This window comes from Lacticaseibacillus huelsenbergensis, assembly GCF_029726355.1.
In the GTDB taxonomy this organism is placed as follows: Bacteria; Bacillota; Bacilli; order Lactobacillales; family Lactobacillaceae; genus Lacticaseibacillus; species Lacticaseibacillus casei.
Map to the genome: position 1 here is coordinate 585172 of NZ_CP120687.1, position 23549 is coordinate 608720.

17 protein-coding genes and 1 pseudogene are annotated in these 23549 nt (G+C 47.1%); 4 read left to right on the plus strand and 14 right to left on the minus strand.

The window, feature by feature from the left end; translation table 11 throughout:
* Window positions 1–113: 113 nt before the first annotated feature.
* The 5 genes from LHUE1_RS02615 to LHUE1_RS02635 are packed head-to-tail and all read right to left on the minus strand — an operon-like array spanning window position 114 to window position 5306.
* A complete protein-coding gene (locus tag LHUE1_RS02615; protein ID WP_277848222.1) occupies window positions 114–1082 on the minus strand; it encodes an aliphatic sulfonate ABC transporter substrate-binding protein in 969 nt (322 codons plus the stop codon).
* Window positions 1072–2604 (minus strand): AMP-binding protein, encoded by a 1533-nt coding sequence (locus LHUE1_RS02620; protein WP_049171878.1) that lies wholly within the window; start codon window positions 2602–2604, stop codon window positions 1072–1074. Before LHUE1_RS02620 ends, LHUE1_RS02615 begins: the two co-directional genes overlap by 11 nt.
* Window positions 2555–3793, minus strand: a complete 1239-nt coding sequence (locus LHUE1_RS02625) for an acyltransferase family protein (RefSeq protein WP_049171877.1) — start codon at window positions 3791–3793, stop codon at window positions 2555–2557. Before LHUE1_RS02625 ends, LHUE1_RS02620 begins: the two co-directional genes overlap by 50 nt.
* Complete coding sequence (locus LHUE1_RS02630; protein WP_025012844.1) at window positions 3790–4494, minus strand: ABC transporter ATP-binding protein; 705 nt, start codon at window positions 4492–4494, stop codon at window positions 3790–3792. Before LHUE1_RS02630 ends, LHUE1_RS02625 begins: the two co-directional genes overlap by 4 nt.
* A complete protein-coding gene (locus tag LHUE1_RS02635) occupies window positions 4491–5306 on the minus strand; it encodes an ABC transporter permease subunit (protein WP_049171875.1) in 816 nt (271 codons plus the stop codon). Before LHUE1_RS02635 ends, LHUE1_RS02630 begins: the two co-directional genes overlap by 4 nt.
* Window positions 5307–5672: 366 nt before the next feature.
* On the opposite strand from LHUE1_RS02635, the gene LHUE1_RS02640 reads away from it, so the two are divergent.
* The 3 genes from LHUE1_RS02640 (at window position 5673) to LHUE1_RS02650 (ending at window position 8875) form a co-directional block, all read left to right on the plus strand.
* Complete coding sequence (locus tag LHUE1_RS02640) at window positions 5673–7790, plus strand: DUF1430 domain-containing protein (RefSeq protein WP_065425680.1); 2118 nt, start codon at window positions 5673–5675, stop codon at window positions 7788–7790.
* A 3-nt stretch (window positions 7791–7793) separates the two neighbouring features.
* Complete coding sequence (locus LHUE1_RS02645) at window positions 7794–8441, plus strand: ABC transporter ATP-binding protein (protein WP_049171873.1); 648 nt, start codon at window positions 7794–7796, stop codon at window positions 8439–8441.
* Between the two features lie 131 nt (window positions 8442–8572).
* Window positions 8573–8875 (plus strand): hypothetical protein, encoded by a 303-nt coding sequence (locus tag LHUE1_RS02650; protein WP_047105596.1) that lies wholly within the window; start codon window positions 8573–8575, stop codon window positions 8873–8875.
* A 119-nt stretch (window positions 8876–8994) separates the two neighbouring features.
* Here LHUE1_RS02650 and LHUE1_RS02655 read toward each other — a convergent pair whose 3' ends face one another.
* The 4 genes from LHUE1_RS02655 to LHUE1_RS02670 form a co-directional block, all read right to left on the minus strand.
* Entirely contained in the window at window positions 8995–9663 is a 669-nt protein-coding gene (locus LHUE1_RS02655; protein ID WP_049171869.1) for a B3/B4 domain-containing protein, read from the minus strand.
* Window positions 9664–10268: 605 nt separating this feature from the next.
* Window positions 10269–10805, minus strand: coding sequence for a hypothetical protein (locus tag LHUE1_RS02660; RefSeq protein WP_025012840.1), 537 nt, complete (start codon window positions 10803–10805; stop codon window positions 10269–10271).
* 60 nt (window positions 10806–10865) lie between these two features.
* Window positions 10866–12329, minus strand: coding sequence for a hypothetical protein (locus LHUE1_RS02665; RefSeq protein ID WP_049171867.1), 1464 nt, complete (start codon window positions 12327–12329; stop codon window positions 10866–10868).
* Between the two features lie 38 nt (window positions 12330–12367).
* A complete protein-coding gene (locus LHUE1_RS02670; protein ID WP_152902770.1) occupies window positions 12368–13255 on the minus strand; it encodes a hypothetical protein in 888 nt (295 codons plus the stop codon).
* An 826-nt stretch (window positions 13256–14081) separates the two neighbouring features.
* On the opposite strand from LHUE1_RS02670, the gene LHUE1_RS02675 reads away from it, so the two are divergent.
* On the plus strand, window positions 14082–16328 hold the full coding sequence (locus LHUE1_RS02675; protein ID WP_049171863.1) for a hypothetical protein: 2247 nt from the start codon (window positions 14082–14084) through the stop codon (window positions 16326–16328).
* Window positions 16329–16467: 139 nt separating this feature from the next.
* On the opposite strand, the gene LHUE1_RS02680 is transcribed toward LHUE1_RS02675, so the two are convergent.
* The 5 genes and pseudogenes from LHUE1_RS02680 to LHUE1_RS02695 all read right to left on the minus strand — a co-directional run bounded on the left by LHUE1_RS02680 (window position 16468) and on the right by LHUE1_RS02695 (window position 23539).
* Window positions 16468–17886, minus strand: coding sequence for a hypothetical protein (locus tag LHUE1_RS02680; RefSeq protein WP_277848223.1), 1419 nt, complete (start codon window positions 17884–17886; stop codon window positions 16468–16470).
* A gap of 110 nt (window positions 17887–17996) precedes the next feature.
* The gene (locus tag LHUE1_RS02685; protein ID WP_277848224.1) at window positions 17997–20543 is read right to left on the minus strand and encodes a CAP domain-containing protein; all 2547 of its coding nucleotides are present in this window, start codon (window positions 20541–20543) and stop codon (window positions 17997–17999) included.
* Window positions 20544–20579: 36 nt separating this feature from the next.
* Window positions 20580–20687, minus strand: a pseudogene (locus tag LHUE1_RS14345) (KxYKxGKxW signal peptide domain-containing protein); the annotation flags it as partial.
* A 191-nt stretch (window positions 20688–20878) separates the two neighbouring features.
* Window positions 20879–21124: a bacterial Ig-like domain-containing protein gene (locus tag LHUE1_RS02690; RefSeq protein WP_025012831.1), complete on the minus strand. Its 246-nt coding sequence runs from the start codon at window positions 21122–21124 to the stop codon at window positions 20879–20881.
* 9 nt (window positions 21125–21133) lie between these two features.
* Window positions 21134–23539, minus strand: a complete 2406-nt coding sequence (locus LHUE1_RS02695; RefSeq protein WP_279280276.1) for a KxYKxGKxW signal peptide domain-containing protein — start codon at window positions 23537–23539, stop codon at window positions 21134–21136.
* Window positions 23540–23549: the final 10 nt, after the last annotated feature.

Below are 23549 nucleotides of genomic sequence, written 5' to 3' on the forward strand. Positions count from 1 at the left end.
TCCCAAACTCTTTGACAGTTATAAGCACGAAAAAACGGCCAACTCCTTCATACCAAAGGGGTTGACCGCTTAGTGATACTTAGCGATTTATCGTAAACTTTCATTTATTAGGTCTATTCGTCGACTAACGTTGTTTTCATATCCACTTCCTTAGTGACAACGCCAGCTTGATACAGCGTCTTGGCAATGGCGTTTTCTTCAGCCACAATCGTGCTGTTGCCGTTAATCAGGGTCATGGAATAGGTTCGTCGTTCGACCATCTTTTGGATCACCTCATCCGAAAGCTTGAGGGTCTTGCTTAGCATGGCAATCAGTTGGGTATGGTGCGCATTCGCCCACGTCATGTCGTCATTCAACGCTGTGGTCAGTAACTTGCTTAATGACGTGTGATTCTTGGCATAGCTTTGCGTCGAAATCAGGAAGTCCCGGTTTTTGGACAGGCCGGTGCCGTTTGTCAGCAACTTGGCATTGTTGTTCACTTGCGCGGTTGCCGTGTACGGATCCCAGGTGACCCAGGCATCCACACCACCTTTAGCAAAAGCAACCGACGCCGAACTCTGATCCATATTCACCAACTTGACATCATTGGTTGATAAGCCGGCTTTCTTGAGCGCCTGAATGATCAGATACTGAGCAGCAGTACCTTTTTGATAAGCAATCGTCTTGCCTTTGAGTTGCTTGAGGCTGGTGATGCCGCTATTTTTGCCAACCAGAATGCCGCTGCCGTATTCTTTCGTGGCCCCTGCTGCAATCAAAGCGATGTCTGTGCCGGACGCCTTAGCCGTTACTGGCGGCGTATCACCAACTCGCGCATAGTCAATGGCGCCGCTTTTAAGAGCGGTCATCAATGCAGCGCCATCCGAGAATTCCTTGAAGACGACTTGATAGCCTTTTGCCTTCAATTTCTTGGCTAGTTCGCCGCGTTGGCGGGAGATGTCCACCGGGTCGGCTTTTTGGTAGCCAATCGTGACGGTTTCCTGATTGGTCGAAGCCGTGGTGGTTTGGGTATAGCCATACACGGCAACGCTAAACCACGCAATGAGCCCGACTAACAGTAAAATGAATCGAAATTTACGCTTCATAAAGTTTCCCGCCTCGCATGAGTTGGTCGCGTAGTTTCGGTCGCAAAACCTTGCCAGTGGTATTCACTGGAAAAGCTTTGACAAACACGACTTCGGTCGGACATTCGTAAGCAGCAAGGTGCTGGCGGGCAAAATCGAGTAAGTCAGCCTTGGCTTGTTGCGGATCAGCAGTTGGATCCTGCCGAATGACCACAGCCGTGACGGCCTCCCCGTACAGATTGTCCGGTAATCCAATGACCGCCACTTGTGCGATCCAATCCAATTCATTAAGCACATTCTCGACTTTGGCTGGTGCCACCTTTTCACCGCCACGATTGATCATCTCTTTGCGGCGGCCTTTGACAAACAGGTAGCCGTCTTGATCCAGATAGCCGATATCGCCGGTCAAGAACCAGCCATCGGCAAATGAATCAGGATGCGGCTCGAGATAATCATGAATCACGTGGTCGCCGCGAAGGACAATCTCGCCTTCGACAAATGGTTTTTTGGTCAACGTGCCATCTGCCAATCTAATACGGAGGTCCGTGCCAACTGGTTTGCCTGCTGACCCGATTTTGGGTGCCTGAATCGGATTCAAGGTGCTTTGGCTGGCCGTTTCCGTCATGCCGTAGCCTTCCAAAACCTGCGTGTGAAACCGCGATTGAAACGCCACAAGTTTGTCTTCTGGCAAGGCGAAAGAAGAACTGCGGACAAACCGCAAATGGATATTGTCGTGATACGCTTTTAAGGCATTTTGGTTCATCAGCAGAATCGAAATGATCGTCGGAACCACCGACACCCAGGTCACGTGATTGTCTTCAATGGTTGGCCAAAAGGCACTTGCCGAAAACTTAGGCGCAATGACCAACTTACCACCGGATAGTCGGGTGGCCAAAACCGAAATCACCTGCGCATTGATATGAAACATCGGCATCACGACCATTGCCGTGTCATCCGGCGTTAGTGCGTGGCTCATAATGTCATAGTGGGCGGCGTTAACCAGCATTCGGTGCGTCAGGCCGACACGTTTCGGTTTACCGGTGGTGCCTGAGGTGTTCAAAATTAAGGCCAGATCATCTTCGCGGGGCGCCATTTGTGGGGCGTTGATGCGATAAGCCAGCTGACCTGCATCGGTTAGAATCGCCAATTCCGGCATGGTATGCAAGCGAACCCGCGCCCATGGGATCAAGGGTGCTTCCATGGCTTCTCCCAGGGCTGGCAGGGTGATAACCGCTTGATAGTGATAAGTGGTCCACTCGTCAAGCAATTCCGGTAACGGCGTTTTAGCCGCGATCGGATGGGCGACCGCACCAATTTCCCAAAGCGCCTGATTAAGCGGCAGGAAGACCGGTGAATTCGGCAAGACGATCAAAACCTGGTCCCCAGCGCCGATTTTCTGTTCGGCAAATTGCTCGCGTAAGGCGGCAACATCTTCTTCTAAGTCGCGCCCCGTGTACCACGTATTGGAAGCAACGGACTTAACTAAGGGATAATCACGATGATTGATGAGATTCTGAGATAACTGATCGGTGAGCTTGCTCATGATTCAAGACTCCTTTCGCAGATAACGACAACGATTGCGGACGGCCTATTAACCATCCAAACGGTGAAACTTTGTAACAGAACCAGGCGATCCCAAAAGAGACGCCGAGAATACCGAGATAACCAAGCGGCAACAGTAACATCAGGGTCAGATTGCTAAGATGCATCAATCCCAGCACCCCGCTTAATAACGACAGTGCGATCGTTTGGCAAAGATAGACCCCAAAAGAAACTTGGGCACCATTACCAACTAAGCAAGCGAACCAGTGGGTAGGTTGCTTGGCATGCCAGGTAGCATACTTTTGGCCAAGCAGTGCCACAAAAGCAATCATCACCACGTCATAGACCAACATATAAGGTTGATGCGGTGAAACGGCGGCGCTATGGGTCATGCCCAAAATCTGTTTATTAAAGACATAAAGCCCAATTGTGCCAAAACTGAGTATCAATGTGCTGATGCCGATGAGCAGTTGATGATCCAGCAACCAATCCTTGACTGCCTTAGCATGTAAGCTGAAAAGGCCACCGGCAATGAAGAAGAATTGATACGTGAAGACATTGACGCCATAAGCACGGAACCACCATAGCCAACCACTGGTATCGATGTGGGGCAGTCCGTATTTAATCCCGGCCACAATCAGCAGTTGTAAGCCAAAACTGGCCAGTGCCAAAGCACCGTGATGCCCTTCTGTCTTTTTAAACAGCCAAAGCATCGCCGGAAACAACAGATACAGTTGCAACGTGACTAAGACGTAATATAGGTAGAACTGATCGCCGTGCAGGATAGCGCTGAGATAGTCCGGCCAGAAATTGGCAATGGTAAAACCGCCAATACCAAGCAAGATGGATCCGATCATCAGCAACGTATTCCACAAAACATAGGGAATGCCGACAGTTGTGAACCGTTTTTTGAAGAACAACGGCCAATTACGTTTCCGCGAATAGTAAACCATGGTCAGAACCAGTCCGGTCATGAACATGAAGCCCATCCGCGTGAAGTGGATCATCAAGTGAGTGGCAAGTAAGGCGGTGCTTGCGAATCCGGAGGACAGCTGATGCTCAAACGCGGTTGTCGTATGATTCAACAAGACCCCGGCAATGAAAATCAGTCGCATCAAGTCAATTTCATATAGGTAACGATGTTTCTTAGCAGGCTTGGCAGCAGTAGCGGTTAATACTGGCTCTTTCATGAGGTCACCGGCTCTTCTGACAAGATCGCTTGCAATACCCGGGCAGCGGTTTGGGCCACTACTTCAGGCGACTGCCCGCGGGCTCCGGTCGTTTCGGCAACCAACTGGCCATCCCTGACGACAATAATCCGATCCGCCATCCGGGCTGCTTCGTTGACATCATGCGTGATAAGCAACGTACTCAGCTTTTGCTCGGTAAAAATTTTCAAAATGAGATCCTGCATCCGTTGCCGCGTCAACGCATCTAACGCGCCTAGCGGTTCATCAAGGAGCAACAATTGCGGCTTAGCCAGTAACGCCCGGGCCAACGCCAGCCGTTGCTTCTGCCCGCCGGAAAGTTGCGCCGGATAACCGGTGCTTTTATCGGTTAAGCCAACTGCATGCAAGAGACTTTTCGCCTCGCTGATGACCTCCGGATCCCGATTCTTAAACGAGACATTATCCAGATTGGTCAGCCACGGTAACAGACGGTCATTTTGAAACATCACCCGCATCACTAAGCCTTTTTCACGACTTAGGTGACCGGCTGTCGGCGCTTCAAGCCCAGCGATCAAGCGTAAAATCGTGCTTTTTCCGCCGCCGCTCATCCCAACCAAGGCCAGGAACTCACCCGGGTACAAGTTGAGTTGAATATCGTTCAGGACGGTTTTGTCACCGTATACTTTTTCCACATGTTGCAGTTTCACAATTGGGTTGGTCATGCGTCAACGCCTCCTTGTCGCCAGCTGAGGAAAAGTCGTTCCAGATTCTTAGCAATCACATCAGAAAGTTTTCCTAGCAAGGCGTAAATCAAAATACAAAGTAGAACCGTATCCATGCGCATAAATTCTTGGGCGTTGGTGGCCATGTATCCTAAACCGGAAGTGGCCGAAATCGTCTCGGCAACAATCAGAGTCGTCCACATGACACCAAGTGCGTAGCGAACACCCATCAGAATGTTGGCCAAGGCACCCGGGAAAATCACGCGGGTGAACAATGCCCGTCTGGAAAGTCCATAAGCCCGGCCCATTTCCAGTAGCTCCGGGTCAGCGCCCGTAATCCCTTGATACGTATTGATATACATCGGGAACATGACCCCGATCGCCACCAACGCGATCTTAGCGGGTTCGCCAATCCCCATCAGAATAATCATCAAAGGAATCAATGACAGATGCGGGATATTGCGCAACATCTGAATGGGACTATCCAGCAGCGCGCGGATCGGTTTGACCAAGCCGTTGATGAGGCCGAGCACAAAGCCGACACTGCCGCCGATGGCAAAACCGGCCGTAGCCCGATATAGGCTAATCGCAATATTCTTTGGCAATTCACCGTTTTGCCACAACGTGATGCCATCTTGGATAACGGTCGTCGGAGCCGGGATCAATGAACTGGTGATCCAGTTAAAACTGACTGCAGCCTGCCAGCCAATCAGCACCGCCAGTGGCACGATCCATGGCAGTACCTTCAACCAATTCACGGATCGTCTCGTCCGCTTTTTTGGCTGTTGCGTCAGTGTCGTTACTTCTTGCATCAGCGCCATCTCCTTTAAGTTGATGGTGTTCATACTACGGGCAGCGACTTAAAGCTGACTTAAGTCAATTTGAAGAGTTTATGACCAAACCATCATGAAAAAATGTCTTTTCGGGCGGGAAACGGCGTTGGGCCAGTAAATGAGCGGGTTGAAGGAAACGAAAATAACGGTTTTATCCCTTAAAAGCCGTTTTGCTAAATCACGAAGAGCCAAAAGATTTTGTGGCAGTTCGTTTTTGTAGACGCTTTCATAAAACCTGAAGTACACTAAGGAAAATGTCTTGCTGTTGGGGTAACCAAGGCGATCGTTATACTTCGAACTTGTGTTTATGGCAGCGTCAAACTGCATTTAAGGGGGAGCACGTTCATGAAACGGATTGTCAGCATTTTTCTTTCATTCATGGTTTTACTGGCGTCTTTATTCGTCATTAATATTTTCCAGACTAACGATCAGATCCGGGTCGAAAACATTGAGTCAACGTCGACTTCATTTAAGGTCTATCTGGCCAACACCACTAAAAGCCCGCAAGCAACGCTAAGCTTTTTCGAGCAATTGGCCAAAAACCAGCACGCCTCAATTGTGCGAACTGACTTTCCGAACCAAACCGTTTTAAAATCCGCCGTTGTTGATCAGTCAAGTTTTCCTTACACCAACTTCTTCCAGAATCCTCAACCCGTTAAGCTTTTCGAAAAGCCCAATGCCACTTATACCCAAACTGCTTCTTCTAAAGGTCAGCCGCATATTCCGGTTTTCGGAAAAAGCATCAACATTCGCCTCCAAAGCATGGCAGCTTATTTTAAGAACGGTGACAAATCGGCAAATGGTATTTACACTATCATCCCCGCCACTGGCGCTTCGAAAGATACCATCACCAAGGAATTTGCGGTATTTTTCGACGTTCCCGAGTCAGAGTTGCTGACACCAAAAACACAATCTGAGAAAGAATATGTCAATCGAGACTTGTTGATGTACGGTGTTGCTTTTGGTGTTTTGGCGCTGCTGTCTTTATTAGGCGTGCTCGCCTTAGCCATGGGCCGGATCAAACCGATTGGCGTTTGGAAGATTGTCGGGCTGTCAACTCGTGATATTTTGCTTCAACTGTATCGATTGCCAATCATCACGACACTTGCATCAAGTGTGCTAGTGCTGGCGGCTTGCTATTTCAACTTTGACTATTTTCCAAAAGGTTTCTGGACATTGTTGGGCGCCTCCCAGATAGCTGTTCTATTGATTTTTGTAATTGCCATTCTTATTGTCCTCGTACTGATCCGCAGTATTAAAGTCGTTCAATTTCTTAAAAATGCGATTAGCTTCAAACTCGGCACTGGCCTCCTTGCCATTTTGAAAGCCGTGATGATTATTTTGACCACTGTTCTCTTGATTGGCAGTCTGGCCAACATCAAAGACATTGTCGCCGCGACGAAGCGCTACAATCAGGTGGCTGAAGTCGGGAAAAAACTCACCATTAACTCATTAGGATTTGAAGGCGAAGCACTGAAAAACTTCGAGCTGAACAACGGCAAAAACGAAGCAAAGCTAGGCGCCGTTTTCTCGCAATTGGATACGCAACTTAGCGCGGAATTCATATCCGGAGGCACCGTGTATCCGCGCCGAAATTTGACTAGGTACCCCGCAGCAAGTACCTTCAAACCGCAAGACGCCTATCAAGTTGTTCGGGTTAATCAAAATGCCTTACGTTCGTTTAATCTTTCTACTAAAAAGCATTTGTCTAACCAGTTTTTAGCCCCAATATCTCGCAAAAATGATCGGCATATCAAGCTTTTGAGTCAGCTACTCGCCTACGATCGACTGTCCGAAGCTGAACAAAAGAAAACGACGCCTAGCCAGTTAAAAGTCACTATCCAGTACTACACGCCGACCACTGAAAGGGCTAAATACTTCTCCAGTGATGGCAAATGGCACGCCACTTCGAACCCCATTTTCGAAGTGATCAACCCGCAAAAAATTGATTACAAAAGCCAAAATCAATTGCTAACTGCAGACGTTTCAAATCCGCTGAGAATCACGAACACCAAACAAAACCGGCAAAAACTCAAAGCAATGACAAACGCGCAAAAGCTTGGCGGCATCGAACTGCGCTTTGCCACGATCGGCTCGATCTTAAACAACGAAACCGATTCTTCGCGACTAGGCTTACAGATTTCTGCTGGCCTCCTGATCATCACCTTCCTGATCTCGCTCATCGTCTCTGCCTTTGCCAGCTTTTTGTACTTCGAAACGCACAAGTTCAAATTATCGGTTCTGCGCGTTCTAGGCATCAAGTTGTTTGACCGCTACCAACAGATTATCGGCTTCCTTCTTCTAATGTACGTGACGCAAATCATCGTCGCCTTTATGCTTCAGAAATCAGCGCTCGCCATCGTTGTTGGCCTCATTTTAGCTGCTTGTGATCTACTCGTGTCTTTCGCCATGCTTTATCACGAAGAAAATAAAAATATCGTCCAGGTTCTGAAGGGGGAATAAGCCATGATCGACTTGACCAATGTCACCAAGACGTTCGCTTCCAAAACAATTTTTGATAACCTCAATCTCCACATTGAGACAGGTGAAATGGTTGCTATTATGGGGCCAAGTGGTTCAGGCAAGTCAACCTTACTGAACATCATCGGGTTGATTGACGATTTTTCCTCGGGCACCTACGAATTCGATGGCGTCAAGAATATTAAGCCCAACAGCCGCCAAGCCAACCGCACTATTCGCGAGAAAATAAGCTATATCTTCCAGAACTTCGCCCTCATCGATGACGAAACAGTCGGGCAAAATCTGGCAATTGCCCAGAAATACCTCAAGCTAAATAAAGCGCAACGTCAAACCCAAATCGACGATGCGCTTCAAACAGTCGGATTGAACGGCTATGCTGACCGCAAAATATTTGAATTATCCGGTGGCGAACAACAACGTGTCGCCGTCGCCCGCTGCCTCATCAAGCCCAGCAAACTCATCCTCGCCGATGAACCAACCGGATCACTGGATGGCGACAACCGCAGCCTCATCTTAAACGAACTCAAGAACATTAACCGGCTAGGAAAGACCATCATTATCGTGACTCACGATCCGCTGGTGGCCAAGGAATGCTCCCGCACGATCGCGATTGGGTCGTCATCAGAGGATTAGTTGTCGATATTTGAGTTCTGCTGAAGAAATCTGTTGCTACCGAAGAGGTGGGATGTTATCGTGACGTGGGTTAATTTAGTTACCCCGAGTCCACCACTTTTTTCACTTGATCAGCAAGGATGGTGACAATCATAAGAGTCCTCTATAAAGGCAAACCGGCCTCTGTTTGGGAGATCAGTCAAACCAGTGAACGTCCTGATTGGGTAAAGGATGCTTTAGCCAAAAATCAAATCTATTGGTTAGACAACCGCGTTCGCATTCTGATGGCAGCGTTGAGACCGCCAATCATTAAGAAAATAAATTTTACCGCCAATGACACTGATGCTGGATTTGGCGTTTACGCGTATGGGTATACAGGCGATTTTTTGGACGCAACGAATCAGCGTGTGGTGTCGCGGAGAAGGTTTTTGAAGGAATACGAGGTACTGGAGTAGAAAAGAAAAGCTGAATAGTGACAGAAAGCCTCGGTCATGCTAGACTTTTTGCCACTGTTCAGCTTTTTAGTTTATGCCGTCAATTTTAACAAGAGGTTCTATCAGCAAACCGGTCACAATTAATTCAGCAACTTCCCCTGTCCGCCAAGATACTTGGTCGTCAAGGCGATGACCTGTTCAGCCGTCTGATCCACAAAATCTTGGCTAGTCTGTTGATTGCCTTGCACAATGTAGTACAGATGATTTGTTTCTGCGGTCACCTTTGTCTTTTCCACCTGGCGCGTCTCCAAGTGGCAAATGATTTCGTTGCTGTCATCAATGTAAGCATATTCGCCTGCTTTGACAGGCTCGGGTTGACCATTTGCACCGATGGGGATGAATTTCTCGGTGCCAGTCGTGAGTCGCAAATTGACATTGCCATCTATGCGGTCAACATCGTGGGCGCCAAGCGCTAAATGGCTTTGAATCGAAATCAAATTATATAAGTCAACGACCGGGTTAATCGGTGCCAACTCACCACGTTTCAGGATGAGCTTCAGCAACGTTGCTGGTGCCGGCGTGTTATTGCGTTTTGGCAAATGCACCGCGCGATGCAAATCCCAAAAGCCTTGAATGACCGGATCCGTTTTAATTTGTTCGCGATCCAGTGTTGTCAGGACTTGTTTAATCTCGTTGGCAATCATTTCTTTTAGCGCCTGCGGGTACGCGTGGTTATCCACGCCGGTTAATTCAACGCCGCGAATTTTAACACCAAGCGCCAATACTCTGGGATCTACGATAAAGTTCATGTGAATGGCCTCTTTCTTTTTGCGTTGTGTGGGTTGACGGGGGTGTTAAATGCTGCTTTCGCGTTCTATAACGCGCAAGCAGTCGCAGAAATCTACGTGTAAGGACCTCAAGTCCAAATGGCCAAAGCCCAGCCATTTGGACTTGAGGCCACTTACACTCCGATTTCTAAGCGCTCCTGCTCGCGCTCACACAAAAAGAGCACCCATCCCCTATTATCAAAGGGACGAGTGCTGTCACGTGGTACCACCCAAATTTACATTACCTTCACAAGCAATGCCTCAACGACGCCGCAATAGAATGCCGCTGCAGCACCCATTGTGAGGTCCGGAAAGTTAACGGTTCCGACCGGCTAGCCTGCGTCAACAAGCTAACAATATCGCAAAGCTCATCTTCACGGCTCGCTCGGTTATCCTTTCCCATCTCCCGGACTCGCTGCACACCTGCATCGCCGTTACTCTTCTCTGCATTTTTGAAGGATTAAATTGCTTTTATACTAGTGTCAAAGTTACGGAAAGTCAATGTCGCAAAATAGGAACTTTTTAAATAGCGCCATCTTCCGATCAAACTCAAATTTAGCTTCTAATCATATCTCTGTAGAAGCCCCTTATTTGCTTGGAATCGTTGTAACGGCCTGGCGATTCTGGGAAAAGTTTTGAATGGAGACCGGCAATTGGCCGTTAAAGTACTGCTTGCCGATGCTGGCAGCTTGACTGAAGAAGTTCTTGACGTCCGACTGAAAAGCATTGGAATCATTCCCTTGCAGGCTCTTCAAGGCATCGGTGGCGGTTTGGCTGTATGTAATCAGCGCTTTGGTTAAGTCACCATTGGTATTTTTTGTGCCAATCCCCGACGCGGGCTGATTGTTCTGCAATTCCAAGGTAATTTTATCTAAATCGTCAACGCCTTTTTTAGCCGACGCCATAATGTCTTTTTGGTCGTCTTTCACCGTGATCTTGGTTAAGGTTTGGATCACAGTATCCGAGATCTTGGTGTAGCGTTTCTGAAGCGCCTTTTGGTCAAACTTATTGGTCGTCACCATCGTCGAAGATTTTTTTGCCGACGAATCTGACGATTTTGACTGACAGCCAGCAATGCCGACAATCGTCACCATTAAGACCAATAAGCTCATTAATTTTCGCACGTTCCATTCCTCCAATGCGTTGTCATTCCTGCATGCCTGATAATTTCACCATGTCAATGGCTACAATACCATTTTCCATAGCTCCCAGCCAGTCAAGCCCTGCAATGGCTTGGCCGCTGCAAGCGCATGATTACTGACTTCCTGCCACCAAGTTTGATCCGTCAATAATTTCAATATATCAGTCGCCGCATCAAGCACTTGCTCACTCGGCTTGACAATTCCCAGCTCACCATTGGTTGCGCCATTCAGCATCTGATCGGCAGTTTTTGCAAACGTGATGACCGGCGTGCCATAAGTGAGCGAGCTCAACAAATCAGCATCCCCCAAGTTGCCTAGATCCGCTACGATAAATGCCATTACCTGCCCCAAGTCGCCTGAGTCCGCTAATGATTGGGTTTGAACATCCAAAAGTGAAGACAATCCGAGCGGCTCAATTCTTTTTAGCAATTGCTGAGCCAGCGCTTGATCTTGATGCTTGACGAAAAGATCCAACTTCACTTGATTTTCTTTGACCTTAACCATTGCTAACGTGCTCAGTAACTGTTCAAAAATCGCCGAGTTTTGATTATCCAGCTCCATCGCCACTCGGTCAGGCAGGCGCTGTTCCCATGGCTTAATTTCCGGAATAGTGGACTGCTGGCTCACTGTTGCCGCAATGGGCACTACATTTCCATATTGCGTTAAAGATGACGCAAAGGGCGCTTGAGGATCAGCAATCAATTGCCCAAAAGCAGCGCGACCAACGTTTGACTGCTCGACTTGCCTGATAGCACTGACATCCTCTTCGGTTCTGACAACTGGCACAAAATCAGTCATTGTTGCTTGTCCCAACATGGGCAAAACGCGGCTTGGTTGATCCACCAATAGTTTACCCGGCTGTTGCTTCATCACATGTACTAAGCAGTATCTGGCAAATGACGCCCAATCCGTAAACTCGGCTGATTGCCCAGCCAAGTCCAACACTGTCAGATGTTGCAAAATGCCGTTACCATCATACTGGCAAAACAAAAGCGGCATTCCATTCGCATAAAAATACACGGCTAGTCGCACTTGCCCATCCGCTTGGAAATACACGGTTTTCACCTTATTGCCTTGATGATCATAAACCTCGGCATAACTTTTACGGTTGTTAGCGCCAAAGAACGTAATGGTATGAATCCGCTGTGCGGTCAACTCAGCTTCATCGTCAAAAGCTGTGACATCATACATCAAATGGTCACCATTCAAAAATTGTAAATGGTGATCAACTGTCTTGGTTTGATAATCGTTCAGCTTCATAATGTCGCCAATCGTGTAAAGCGGTTTTCCTTCACTTGTGTCAACGCCACGTAAAGCATCAATCAGTGACATAACCTGATCCGACTGTAAACGAGCCTTTTGAACCTGCTCATCCAGATCTTCTTGCGCGCTCAAGACAATGATACTTGCCGGCACTTGGTGATCCGCAAATAATTGGAGTCGTTGTACCTGCTCTTTACCACTAGGTGTATCGCCTTCAAATCGATATGTTAAAAAATAAACCATGATTCTCCTCCGCATTCATTCTACCGATACCAACCCGCTCAATGAGGCATATATTCATGCCAACTCAAGATCGGCAACACCTCGCCTGCCAACCTCTTAACATCCGGTTGATCGACAAATTGCTGACTGATTAAATACGCCTGTGCCTTCACATTCGCCAGCAGCGCAGTGTCAGGTTTGTCATAAACAATTGGCACCAAATGCGGATGCATGGCCGGCTCGTCAATAAGTTGCGCAAACAGGTCACTATCAGCATCGATATAAAGTTTACGTTTTGTATGCTGAAAGTTTTGCAACAACCACCAAACCATTAACTCTTCCTCATCATCTAAGGCCTTAATCGGTTCCCCACTTTCCGACTCTACCCAAAACTGATTAAAAGTCGGCAATGCCACAATGACTGGACGCCCGCTCATGTCAACCAGCATACGGTGCACCGAAGTCGTCACAAAAAACGGATCTGTTGCATTTTGCCGATGGATATTCGGCATTTCAGCGAAACGTTCAGTCATCATCAAGCGCCCTTGGTGATCGTAGCTATCTTCGCGACGCAACTTACCATCGCGAAAATAACTAACAACCTGCACCCGCTCCTGGTCATCACGTTCGACTTTAATCGCAGTTTGCCCATCTTGATCGACATAACGCGTCACATGACTGCCCAAAGTTTGCTTAGGCGTCAGTTCCTTGGTGAATTCACTACCAAATGTGGCCGTTGCGCGACTGACACTGCCGCGTTGGTGTAATGATGTATAAAAATTATGGTATGACGTTGGCGGTAAAAACAGCTTTTCTTTGTCACGATAACGCATGAACCGGGAAACTTTGCCAAAACCGAACCCGCCATCAATGATCGCTGGGGCCAACCCTTTATTTTTAAAATAATTCATCACCGTTGCAATCTTTGCCCACAGCTGCTGTGACATATCTTCTGGCAAAGTCTCTAAGTAAAAAAAGTCTTGCTTATCATCGCTTATTACGAAATCATTCGTTTTTTCAGTCGCATTCGTTGTTTCCTGTTTCTTTTTTGATCTATTCGACAACCAGCCCATGACTGCACCCTACCTTCATTTAATAAGTGTTCTTTGGTGAAACAAACCAGACGCACATGGTCCCGTCATAAACAAAAAAAGCCAAAAGACACTTATGTATTCATTATTTGGCAACTTTCCTTAATGTCTGTGAACAAAGAAATGTTTTGCGCCTGTCACAGTGAATGGCAAAAGTCAACAACACTAATAATTATAACATGATCGTGATTCAGAACGCACTTCTACACTCACTTTTGGATTGGATATCTCTTGAAATGCCAGACAAGATCAAAAAATCAAAAAGAATTTTCAACTTTAGAGTAATTAATATTCAACAATAAAATTCTTTTTTAAATCGGCTCTTTGCTGTAAAATAGGCACATGGGATTTTGCCTGTTTCTCATTATTTAATTGTACTTAAATGAACGCTTTTATTTGGCTGATCGTCATCACGCCGGTTAATCAGACAATGTTGTTGCTTGATGCTAATGTTTTGCCAGAACCTTTGGAGATTAAAGACAACAAGTTTAATAATACGTGCATCGGTCATGCAATTATGCCTTATAATACGATTGAGATTAGGTAATGTGTCAACTAGAATCAGCAATCTGGGCGAAAACGATGCCGGACTGGCACAAAGAACAAGACAATTAGCAGGTGAGAAATAATGCTTCAATTGTTTAGTAGAAATAGAAAACTTAATTTATGGGGTGGTTTAAAAATGAGTATCTTTGGGAAAAAAGGGCGGATCCAGTTTTTGCGCAATCAGCCAAACAAGCTCCAACAGGAAAGCGAACAAAACTCGAGCGCGGCGACAGGGGATAGCTATACTGATCTGTTTTCGTCTGCTTCATCTGTTAAGTCCAAACAAGAAGCTGCTTCCAAGCCGCGGGTACTTCCAGAAACTGGAACGAAAACCGCGGTGGCGGATCGTCCGGTTGCCAATTTGCGTTCCGCTACTGCGTCTACCGCAACGACGACTACTGCCAAGTCGACATCTTCGTCGCTGACCGAATCCGCTTCAGCATCAACCTCTAACACGCACACAGGCTCGCAATCATCGTCAACCGCTTCACGCACCAGTGTGGCAACTTCTGCAAAATCAACGATGTCAGCTAAGTCACCAGAAGCTAGCAAACCGGCGATGGCAAAACCAACACAGAGCGAGCGCAAATCAGGAGAGGTACCAAGTTCGGCTCCAAAAACCGAAGCAACAAACATCACCGCCAGCTCGGCTAAAATTGACAATGCCAAGAACACCTTGAAACAAGCGATTTCTACATACAATGAGGCCCGGCGAACGCTTCAAACGAATATGTTTGCTAAACGTGCCGATTTGCAGGCCGCCCTAACCCAAAACAAGTTGACGTTGGCTCAAACACAACGCGACATCAAAGCCATGCAAAAACGCATGGCCCAAAATGATGGTAGCGAGTTAGTTCCTGCGCAAAATACAATTAGCGATTTACAAAACCAAGCCAACAAAATTGCGAGCCAACTCAAGTCCAAACAAGGCATTCTTGACGATCTCAACCGCCAACGCCGATCTCTAGAAAAGCAAGCGCAAATGACCCTTGAGCAGGGTAAGAAATTCAAGCAGGATGAAGAGGCAATCATGGCCGCTTTTTCCGGCATCAAAGATCCGGAAAAAGTCCTCGCCTTTGCCGATGCTCACCGTAAGCAAATCGATGACATTAAGGCCGGTGAAAAAAAGCTAACCGCAACGCAGCTCAGCTTGAAGAAGCAGCTTGAAGATATTATCAATGAAATTAACCAAGCTAAAGATGAAATCACCAAAATCAATAGCGAACAAAATGCCAATGGCCAAGCTATTACCAATGCGCAACGCAAGCTTGATACATTGAAAGCTAAAGTGGCCAGTGATCAGGCTGACGACAAAGCCCAATTAGACAAACTTGAGCATCAACAGGCCGATTTAACAGACGAGTCAAAACGTTTGCATGACCAGTTGCATACGCTCAGTGATGGCATCACCGCATGGTTGAACTTCTCGGAGCCGGTTCATGCTTTGGGTGAAGCTGACTATGCACCATTAATTCTGGATATTGATTCGTTCTCTGCACATGATTTTGAAGCGCTGGCCCCGCTAAGTGACATGTTACAATCAATGCCAAAGAAACAGGTTGGTATTTTCACGACCTATTTCAACATCGATTTGGTTCCGACCATCGATGCCTGGTCAACGGCTAACAACTTCAATCCGGATGAAATCCAAATCATCAACTGCCTTTATCAATTGCAAAATGCTGGTGAAGGCGCCGAGAATGCCGCAACGTTACCTGCTAATATCAAAAATCGCCAATGGAATGAAAACCACACGGCCGAAACCATCACCATGCCGGATGGTCAAACCAACATGCTTGTCACCTATCAACTCGACGCCCAAAAGAAGCCGACCAAGCTCATTGCAAAGATTGCCTATCGCCAAGGTGACAAACTCACGAAAGAAAGTTTCTTCCGTAAGAATGGTGTGCTATCGGCCAACACATTCTATGACGTTGCCAACGGGATCACACGCAAAGAGTTCTACCGTCGTGACGGTTTGCTCGTCGTTTCAGCAACTTATGAAGGTCAGAAGTTAAGCGACATTAGTGTCTTCAACGAAGCCGGTCTGCAAATCAACTCTTTCGACTCCCTTACGGCTCTCAACGTTTGGTGGCTACAAAAGTCATTCCCACAGGAAGGCGCTATGATCGGCAACTTCAAGTCCAAAGCCTACCGTGATTTGACCGCCAAATCCGGCGTCAAGTTAGTGCCATTTGTCGATGAAGCCGTTGTCGACACAGACGACTTTACTCGCTGGATGGCCGATCACAAGCAACAGGCCTTTATCACCAACAACGTCACGACACAAAGTGCCTTAGCCAAAAAGGCCAAGCTGCCACTTTATGTTAATGTACTCAATCAGGCACCATTACCGGTTCAACTTTCGATGCCCGCTGATTGATCATCAACCAAAATTTCTATAGAAAACGGACTCGGCTGCAAGCCGGTCGCAATAAGAACCCAGCGCTGCGCTCACTTGGATGAGCTCACCGCGCTGGGTTCTTATTGTTGTCTCTTCTGGTACTGACCGAAAAGATCGTCTATTCAGCTTGAATCATTTTACTGTCCTCAATCTGATGTTGTAACTGCAAATTTTCAAAACGCAGATTGTTGACCTTATCTTGCAGTGTCTTTGTTTGCTCTTGACTTTCTGCATACTTGTCGGTTAATGCCTTGATCGACTTTTGTGCCTCTTGGAGTTTGGCCTGCAATTCAGTCACAAGCGCATGTTGGCTTTCGTTTTGAACGTTTTGGCGATTAAGCACCTCTTCATGGGTTTGTCTGACCTGCTCGCGAATCTTGCCAAGTGCTTCATTCGTATCATTTAAATCCTTCTTGGTGTTTTCCAGCTCGTTCTTAGTCACAATCAGGTTGATTAAAATCTCACTGAGTTTATTGACCGTCTTGCTATGTGTGCGCTCGAATTCAGCGGAAGCATCCAAGTGTTGCGCAAGTTTTGTGGACAGAGCCGCCACTTGTTCTTGGTTCATTTGGCTTTGTTGCTGAAGTGCTTTGATGGCGACCATCACAGCGGTCTCTGTCTCTGAGCTGCGACCTGTAGCACTATGCACTTCAGTTGAGTCGGAAGTTTGGTCTGATACCTTTGGCTTTTCAGTAGTGACATGCTCAACACTCGATTGATTCTCCGAAACTTGTGTCATCTGTTGGTTAGGTACAGATGCGCCAGCGTTACCCTCAGTTGGAGCCTGTGAATGGGTTGAGTTTGCTGTTGAACTCAATTCTTCATTCTTTTCTGATGAGACTTCAATAACTTTTTCAACTGCGGCTTGTGAAGCTGACTTGGCTACATTCATTTCCGGCGTCGAGCCATTCTCCCCATCCTGAAGTTGTTGTGTTGTTTTTGCCGGATCCGATGAGGCGGTTGCAGCTATCTCGGTACGAGTATCACCTGCTGATGCAATGGCCGCAGCATCGGAAGCTTGCGCATCAGCTTCAGAGAGACTTTTATGATTGAAATGATCAATGTCAATCACATTGTCCGGTTTAAAGGCCATACCTGCTGCCGGAGTTGAAGCTTCGCCTTCTTTTTTCTCTTTTTCATTAGCAGTTACTTTCAAATCCGCAGAATCATTAGCATCGGCCGCTGAAGCCGATTGACTGCTCGCAGATTGTTCAGAATCAACATAAAGTGTTAACTGATCGTTAGCAAAGCTCAGTTGCGCACCTTTGGAAATGCTCATTGTCCAGTTTTTGCTTTTCACTACTTCAGACTTTTCAGGAACGTCATCCGCCTGAGCCTGTTCCGCGTTACCGGATGGCTCTGATTCACTGGCTGTCGCTGTCCCTGCAATCCCTGTCTGTAAACCGTTGGCGTCCGTTCGGGGCAACAACTCCGCAAGGCCTGCGAGACCGTCATCCCCAGCCCTACGCAATTGCTTCTCCAACGCACCAAGAAGGTCATTCTGATCTGACGTTTTTTTCTTAGCAAATAGGCCCATCTTCATCTTCCTTTCTAAAATCGGTTCACACGTTTCATTGTCAGTAACTTTTAAAGCAATGACGTGTGAGATTATCTCGCAACGTTAATTTTTTGCAGTAAATAGCCAAATTACGCGACCGCCACGGTTTTAATCGCAGAGTCAGCATTCGGCGCGATCACTTTTTGTTCAGCTTGCAACTGCTTCAATTGTGCTTGAAGGCTTGCAAATTCCGGCGAGTCAACATAAACAAAAGTTATGTCTGGAAGCGGCACCGTCTGGGGATTAGTTTTCGCATTGGCCATTGCCAAAGCTTTATCATACAGACTTTTATCACTGTAAGTTGGGGCTTCAAAAGCGTAATAATAGCTGTACTGATTTTTTTCGCTCGGCGATTGGGTAAATGCCAATCCCATCGTCGGACCGCCATACAGCAAATTTGCCCGGTGACCGTAATGACCATCGCCAATCGGTTCCGGATTATCTGATTCATCATACCAATCCATGACCAGATAATAGGCAATCTCCTGATTAGAGTGCATGTCCTCGATAATCCCTTTGCTGGCCCCAATATCTTCAGTCGATCCGTGAGAACCATCGTGACTAAAGTTCGTCATAATCTCTTGAACCCGCTTAGTGGCAAAAGCCTCTTCACTGACTGAATAAGTCAAAGGTTTTTGGCCATTTAGCGTGCGTAGCTGATTCACGTATTGTAGAAATTCAGCAGCAATTTCTTTGGCGTCAGGCTTAAAGTCCGGATCAGCGGCAAGATAAACTGCTTCTTTGCTCGGATAGTTAGTGGTGGAAGTGAATCTGGAGGCAAGGTTGCTGTCAGAGTGCGGTAAGGATTGGATAGCATTCTTTATACTAGCAAGTGTGGCACTGTCAGAAGGGATGGTGTACGATTCTTTACCTCCCACTCTGACTTTTCCCATTTTGGTAACGATAGTGCCGTTGGGATCGGTAAATTCGAAACGTTGAAAATAAATTCCTGGTAATGTTACCGGAACCGTACCATCAATTCTGATGTCTGACAAGCTAACCGCTTTCCCGGTGGAATTGACAGCAGCTATTAACATTTTAGTTGGATTCCAACGCGTGCCCAAGGGAATGCTCATATCGAAAAGATTAATGTATGGTGTTAGCGTGGTGCTTTTCGATGTGTCTGTACTATCACTATCGGTGACATCAGGGGTTTTAGGGGCAGGCGTCTTTGAGTCACCATTTTGATGGTCCTTGCCATTATTGTTATTTGTCGCTGCACCGGTACTGGATGAGCCCGGAAACAATCCTTGGATCGTTGTTTTCACTTGGTTAATCACCCATTGAATTGGTGCCATGATGCCGCCAAGAACATCTTTAAACATCGTCATTGCCGATCCAGCAAACGAAGCAATTCCGTTGACCACTGACACGCTGATATTCAGAACCCCTTGCAGTGCGTTAATAATTGTTGGTGCAACTGTGGCCGTGATGTTTGAAACACCGGTCAACACACCTGAAAGTCCAACAACCCCCGCCACCGCCTTGACGATCGAAGCAGGCCCTAGATTCGTCGCAGTATCTAAAAGCGGGTTAATGGAGTTTGCCAGATTCTGACCAATAAATGGAATGGATTTTAATACCGGTGAGATCACGCCTTGAATCGCTTTACCAATCGTGTTAATGCCAAGGTTTAGCGCGCCGGAAACCAAACCGGTTGGGTCAATGCCAAGCGAATTAGCAACAGTAACTGCATCTTGGGCAGCTTTGATTGCACCACTAGCAAGTGGCAAAATCACATTAACAATTGGCAGGGAGCCTGCTACGGACCGCAACCCGGAAACGATTGCGGAAAGCCCGTCTAGAGCACCATTAACGCCATTTTTGATGGCCCACTTAACGGCATCTCCAAGTGTCAAATTGTAGACGTCACTAATTTGCTTAACCAGCTGACTCAGGTCCGGAGCCGTAAGCCACGGTTGCGCCGCCGACGTACTCGTTGCGCCCAGTATGATTGCTGACGCACGATTAGCAGCAGCTGATGATGTGATTTCTTCTAACTTTGCTTCATCTTGACTCTGATTGATACTGGATACGTACTGGTCGATGTGAAGACTGGCATTGATGGCTTGACGAATCCGGGCTTCTTGATTTTTTTCTACTTCATCACTGGTTACGTTAGAAGTGATTGATGTGGAACCTTCAGTGAAGCTAGAACTAGTCTTAGTTTCACTTTCAGCGATACTTTGAAGTTCAGCGCTCACCGAAGACCCTTTTTCAGTATATTTATCGTTTTTAGTTAATTCGGCGGTGGCTGCAGGCTGCGAAACGTTTTGTGCACTGCGACTTGGATCGTTTTCGGAAGTTGTGAAAGCTAAGTGAACAACCGGCTCTTCTGTCGTTGTTGCAACCGTTTCATTCTTTTGCTGCGAGACAGATGCACTTGCCTGTGATGCCTCTTTTGTTGTCGAAACTTGTTGTGTCTCTTGCTGCGGCGATACTGTTGCTTTTTCTTGGTTGTCAACAGTTGGTTGATTATTTTGCTCGCGAGTTACTTGAAAACCAGCATTCTTGTCCCTTGGCACTTCAGAGTTCTGTAAATTGTCAGCTTGAATAGCCGTTTTCTGAACCTGATCCGTCACTTTAATAGCAGTTTCTATATCTGATTGTGTATCTGCATTGACGTGATTTGTCATGACTGCATCCGCCAAAAACGCCCCGCTTGCAAAAGTTACAATCACACTTGAAGCATACAACCACTTTTTCCCAGATTTCCATCTTCTAAACCGGGTGATCTTAGTTTGTTGATTAAGCCACCTTTGCCCGCTATGATTCCCCATTATCTAATCTCCTTCTCCATAATTGCCAGCGTCAACGTTTAAGCAGTCCGCTCATAACCGCAAAAACAGTCTCCTTGTTCGATTCATGATCTTTTGCACTGAAACTTAAAAAAAGAAGTCAACCCAAAAGCTCGGATTAACTTCTTTCCCGCCTTCAGTGAACTGATGTGACTGTTCACATAAAAACTTTCTTACTCAACTTCGTGAACTGTGACAATTGTCTTTTCTTCAACTCTCTTGCCAGATACCTCGTCATAAAATGCAACTTTAACAGGATAGAAACCTGGATTAGTAGGCCAAACCTGACCTTCGTATTCAAGCTTAGCTGATGGTACGTTGGCACCATCTGAATACGTAGCGTTTACAACGACATCGCTTGGATCAAACCGCAATCCAACTGGCAGCGAGATTGGTTTTAGTTTCAATTCTTCTTGCATAAATATCACCTAGGCGACCGTGACTGTCGCGTAACCGGTAACAACCTCGTTATCGTTCATTTCGTTAACGAAGGAGTACTTAACATAAAACTTACCTGGCAAATTAGTATAGATATTTCCTTCAACCTTGATGTTAGATTTTGAAATATCCTTACCATTACCATCCTGAGCGCTGACAATCGCATCAAAAGGATTAAAACGAGCACCACGGAACAACTTAATGTCCTTTGTCTTTAGCTTGCCAGCCTTAGAAGCAAGGCTTTGGACGGTGTTGATCAAATCAGAAATACCAGGTAATGAGCCGACATCCTTGATCAGCAACTGAAGATTTGGCAATTGAAGCTTCAAACCAAGCAGGCTTGCAACAGCGCCGATACCGCCACCAATGGCACCGCCTATAACTGATCCGATTGGTGTACCAACCAGCGTTGCAATTGTATCCGTCAAGGCAGTAACCCAGCCAACTACCAGGAACATGATTGGATCGACAATAATCCCAAGGCCGATGACACCAATAACACCACCGATGAAGCCAGCGATCCCATCAACAAGTGTGCCAATAGGGAACGAAATGATCCAGTCGCCTAGGGTTTCCCCGACAAGCGCACCGATTGCAGATCCTAAAGCCGTACCACTGACAACGGTGTCAAGGTTACCGTCTTTGTCAGCTAAACCAGGGCCCGAGGTGGCGCCGTAGTACGCACCAAGCGGAGCACCAATCAAACCGGCTAACCAGCCCGTAATCCCCGGCGCCCAACCAATATCACCAGCGGTACTTGCATTGGCGACAATCCCAACGATTGGAATTAACCCAAGAATTGAGTTCAGAATCGTTCCAGGGATCCCGGCAACCAGAAAGGCACCGAAGCCCCCGACACCTGTTGCAATTGTGCCATAGAACGTGCTACCAATGGCGCCGCCAACCAACGATTCAACAAACTTACCGATTTCACCGAGTCCCGTCAGATCTGGAACAAGTCGCACTGGATTGATATTCGTCGCCAGCCATGAAACAACATTCCAGATTGTTCCGGTAATGCCACTCACAATCCCGCCTAAATCAAAACCTGCGAGTGAAGTTGACATGCTTGCCTTCGAGATAGATGATTTCAGCTCATTGGCAACGGCATCCTGTGCATCATTAATTTGCTTGGTCATTGCCTTGTAAGAATCCTTGGCTTCGTATTTCTGCAAATCATCGGCAAAAGCCTTACCGATATCTGTTGCGAAGAACGATGCAGCTAAGGATTGAATCGCTGTCGCATCTGAAGCCTTTTCTGCTGCCGTCATAGCTTTGCTAAACGCGGCAAACTCAGGAATATCTGCATACGACTTCAAGGTTTCCAATAATGCCTTACCATCAGCAGTCTGCAGATATGCCGTCACAGCCGCAGAACTCTGAGCAGCACCCGAATCGGCTGCCAGCTTAGCTTCATCAAGAAGCTTCTTGCCGGCATCGGTTTTCATGAACTCAGCTACCGCGGCAGAATTGGCTGCTGCTTTTTTAGTAGCGTTAGCAGATGCTGCTGAAATACTCGATGACAGTGAGTTCAGCATTGCTTTTGCTTCAGGCGTACTTGCCAGTGATTCTAACGATGCTTTGACTGCTGCTAACGAATTTAACGCCTTGCCTTGCGACGTTGTGTTAAATTCAGCAATCAATGCCCGTTGCTTGGCAGGATCAGCAGCTGCATCTGATAGCTGTTTCTTAAAAGCCAAAACAGCAGGGTCATTCGCCAACGAACCAGCTTCACTCAAAAGACTTGCTGCACTCTGGAGCTTATCGCCAAGCTGGGCAAAAGCGGCACTGCCAGCCGGCGTTTTCGCGTAAGATGCCGCCGATGATAAGAGATCAGCAAATTGCTGCGAAGTTGGTGTCCCGGAACTTGCTGTTGTCGCACCAATTGATGCTGCAAAGTCCATTCCTGCCTTTGTGGCGGCAACTGCAGCAGCGGATGATACCGCATTGGTCGTGGTTGCCGCGCCACTGTTTGCAGGTGTTGCGGCGGTTGCAACAGTTGCTTGTGAAGCTGCTGCACTCGGCGCCTGCGTCGAAGTTGCGACTGGCGCGGCTGCAGAACTTTCCACTACTTTGGCTGTCTCTGTTGCCACTGATGACGCAGAAGGCTGCTCAACGTTTTTAGTTGTCTCCGCTGAAGCCTCACTTTGGACAGCCGCCGATGAAGCAGCTTTAGCACTTGCTGCAGCCTGGTCGACTTGCTGTGCCACTTGAATCGTGTCGGTTGTGACGTCGGCCTTAACTGTTTTCCCTGATTCTAAGGCACCCGCACCGATAATTGAAACCACCAGCGAAGAAGCGAATAACCACTTCTTGCCTTTCTTCCAAGAACGAAAATGCGTATTTTTAATCTGCGCTTTTTCGTTCCCCCTTTGTCTTTGTAAATTTTTCTTCATATGATTCGGC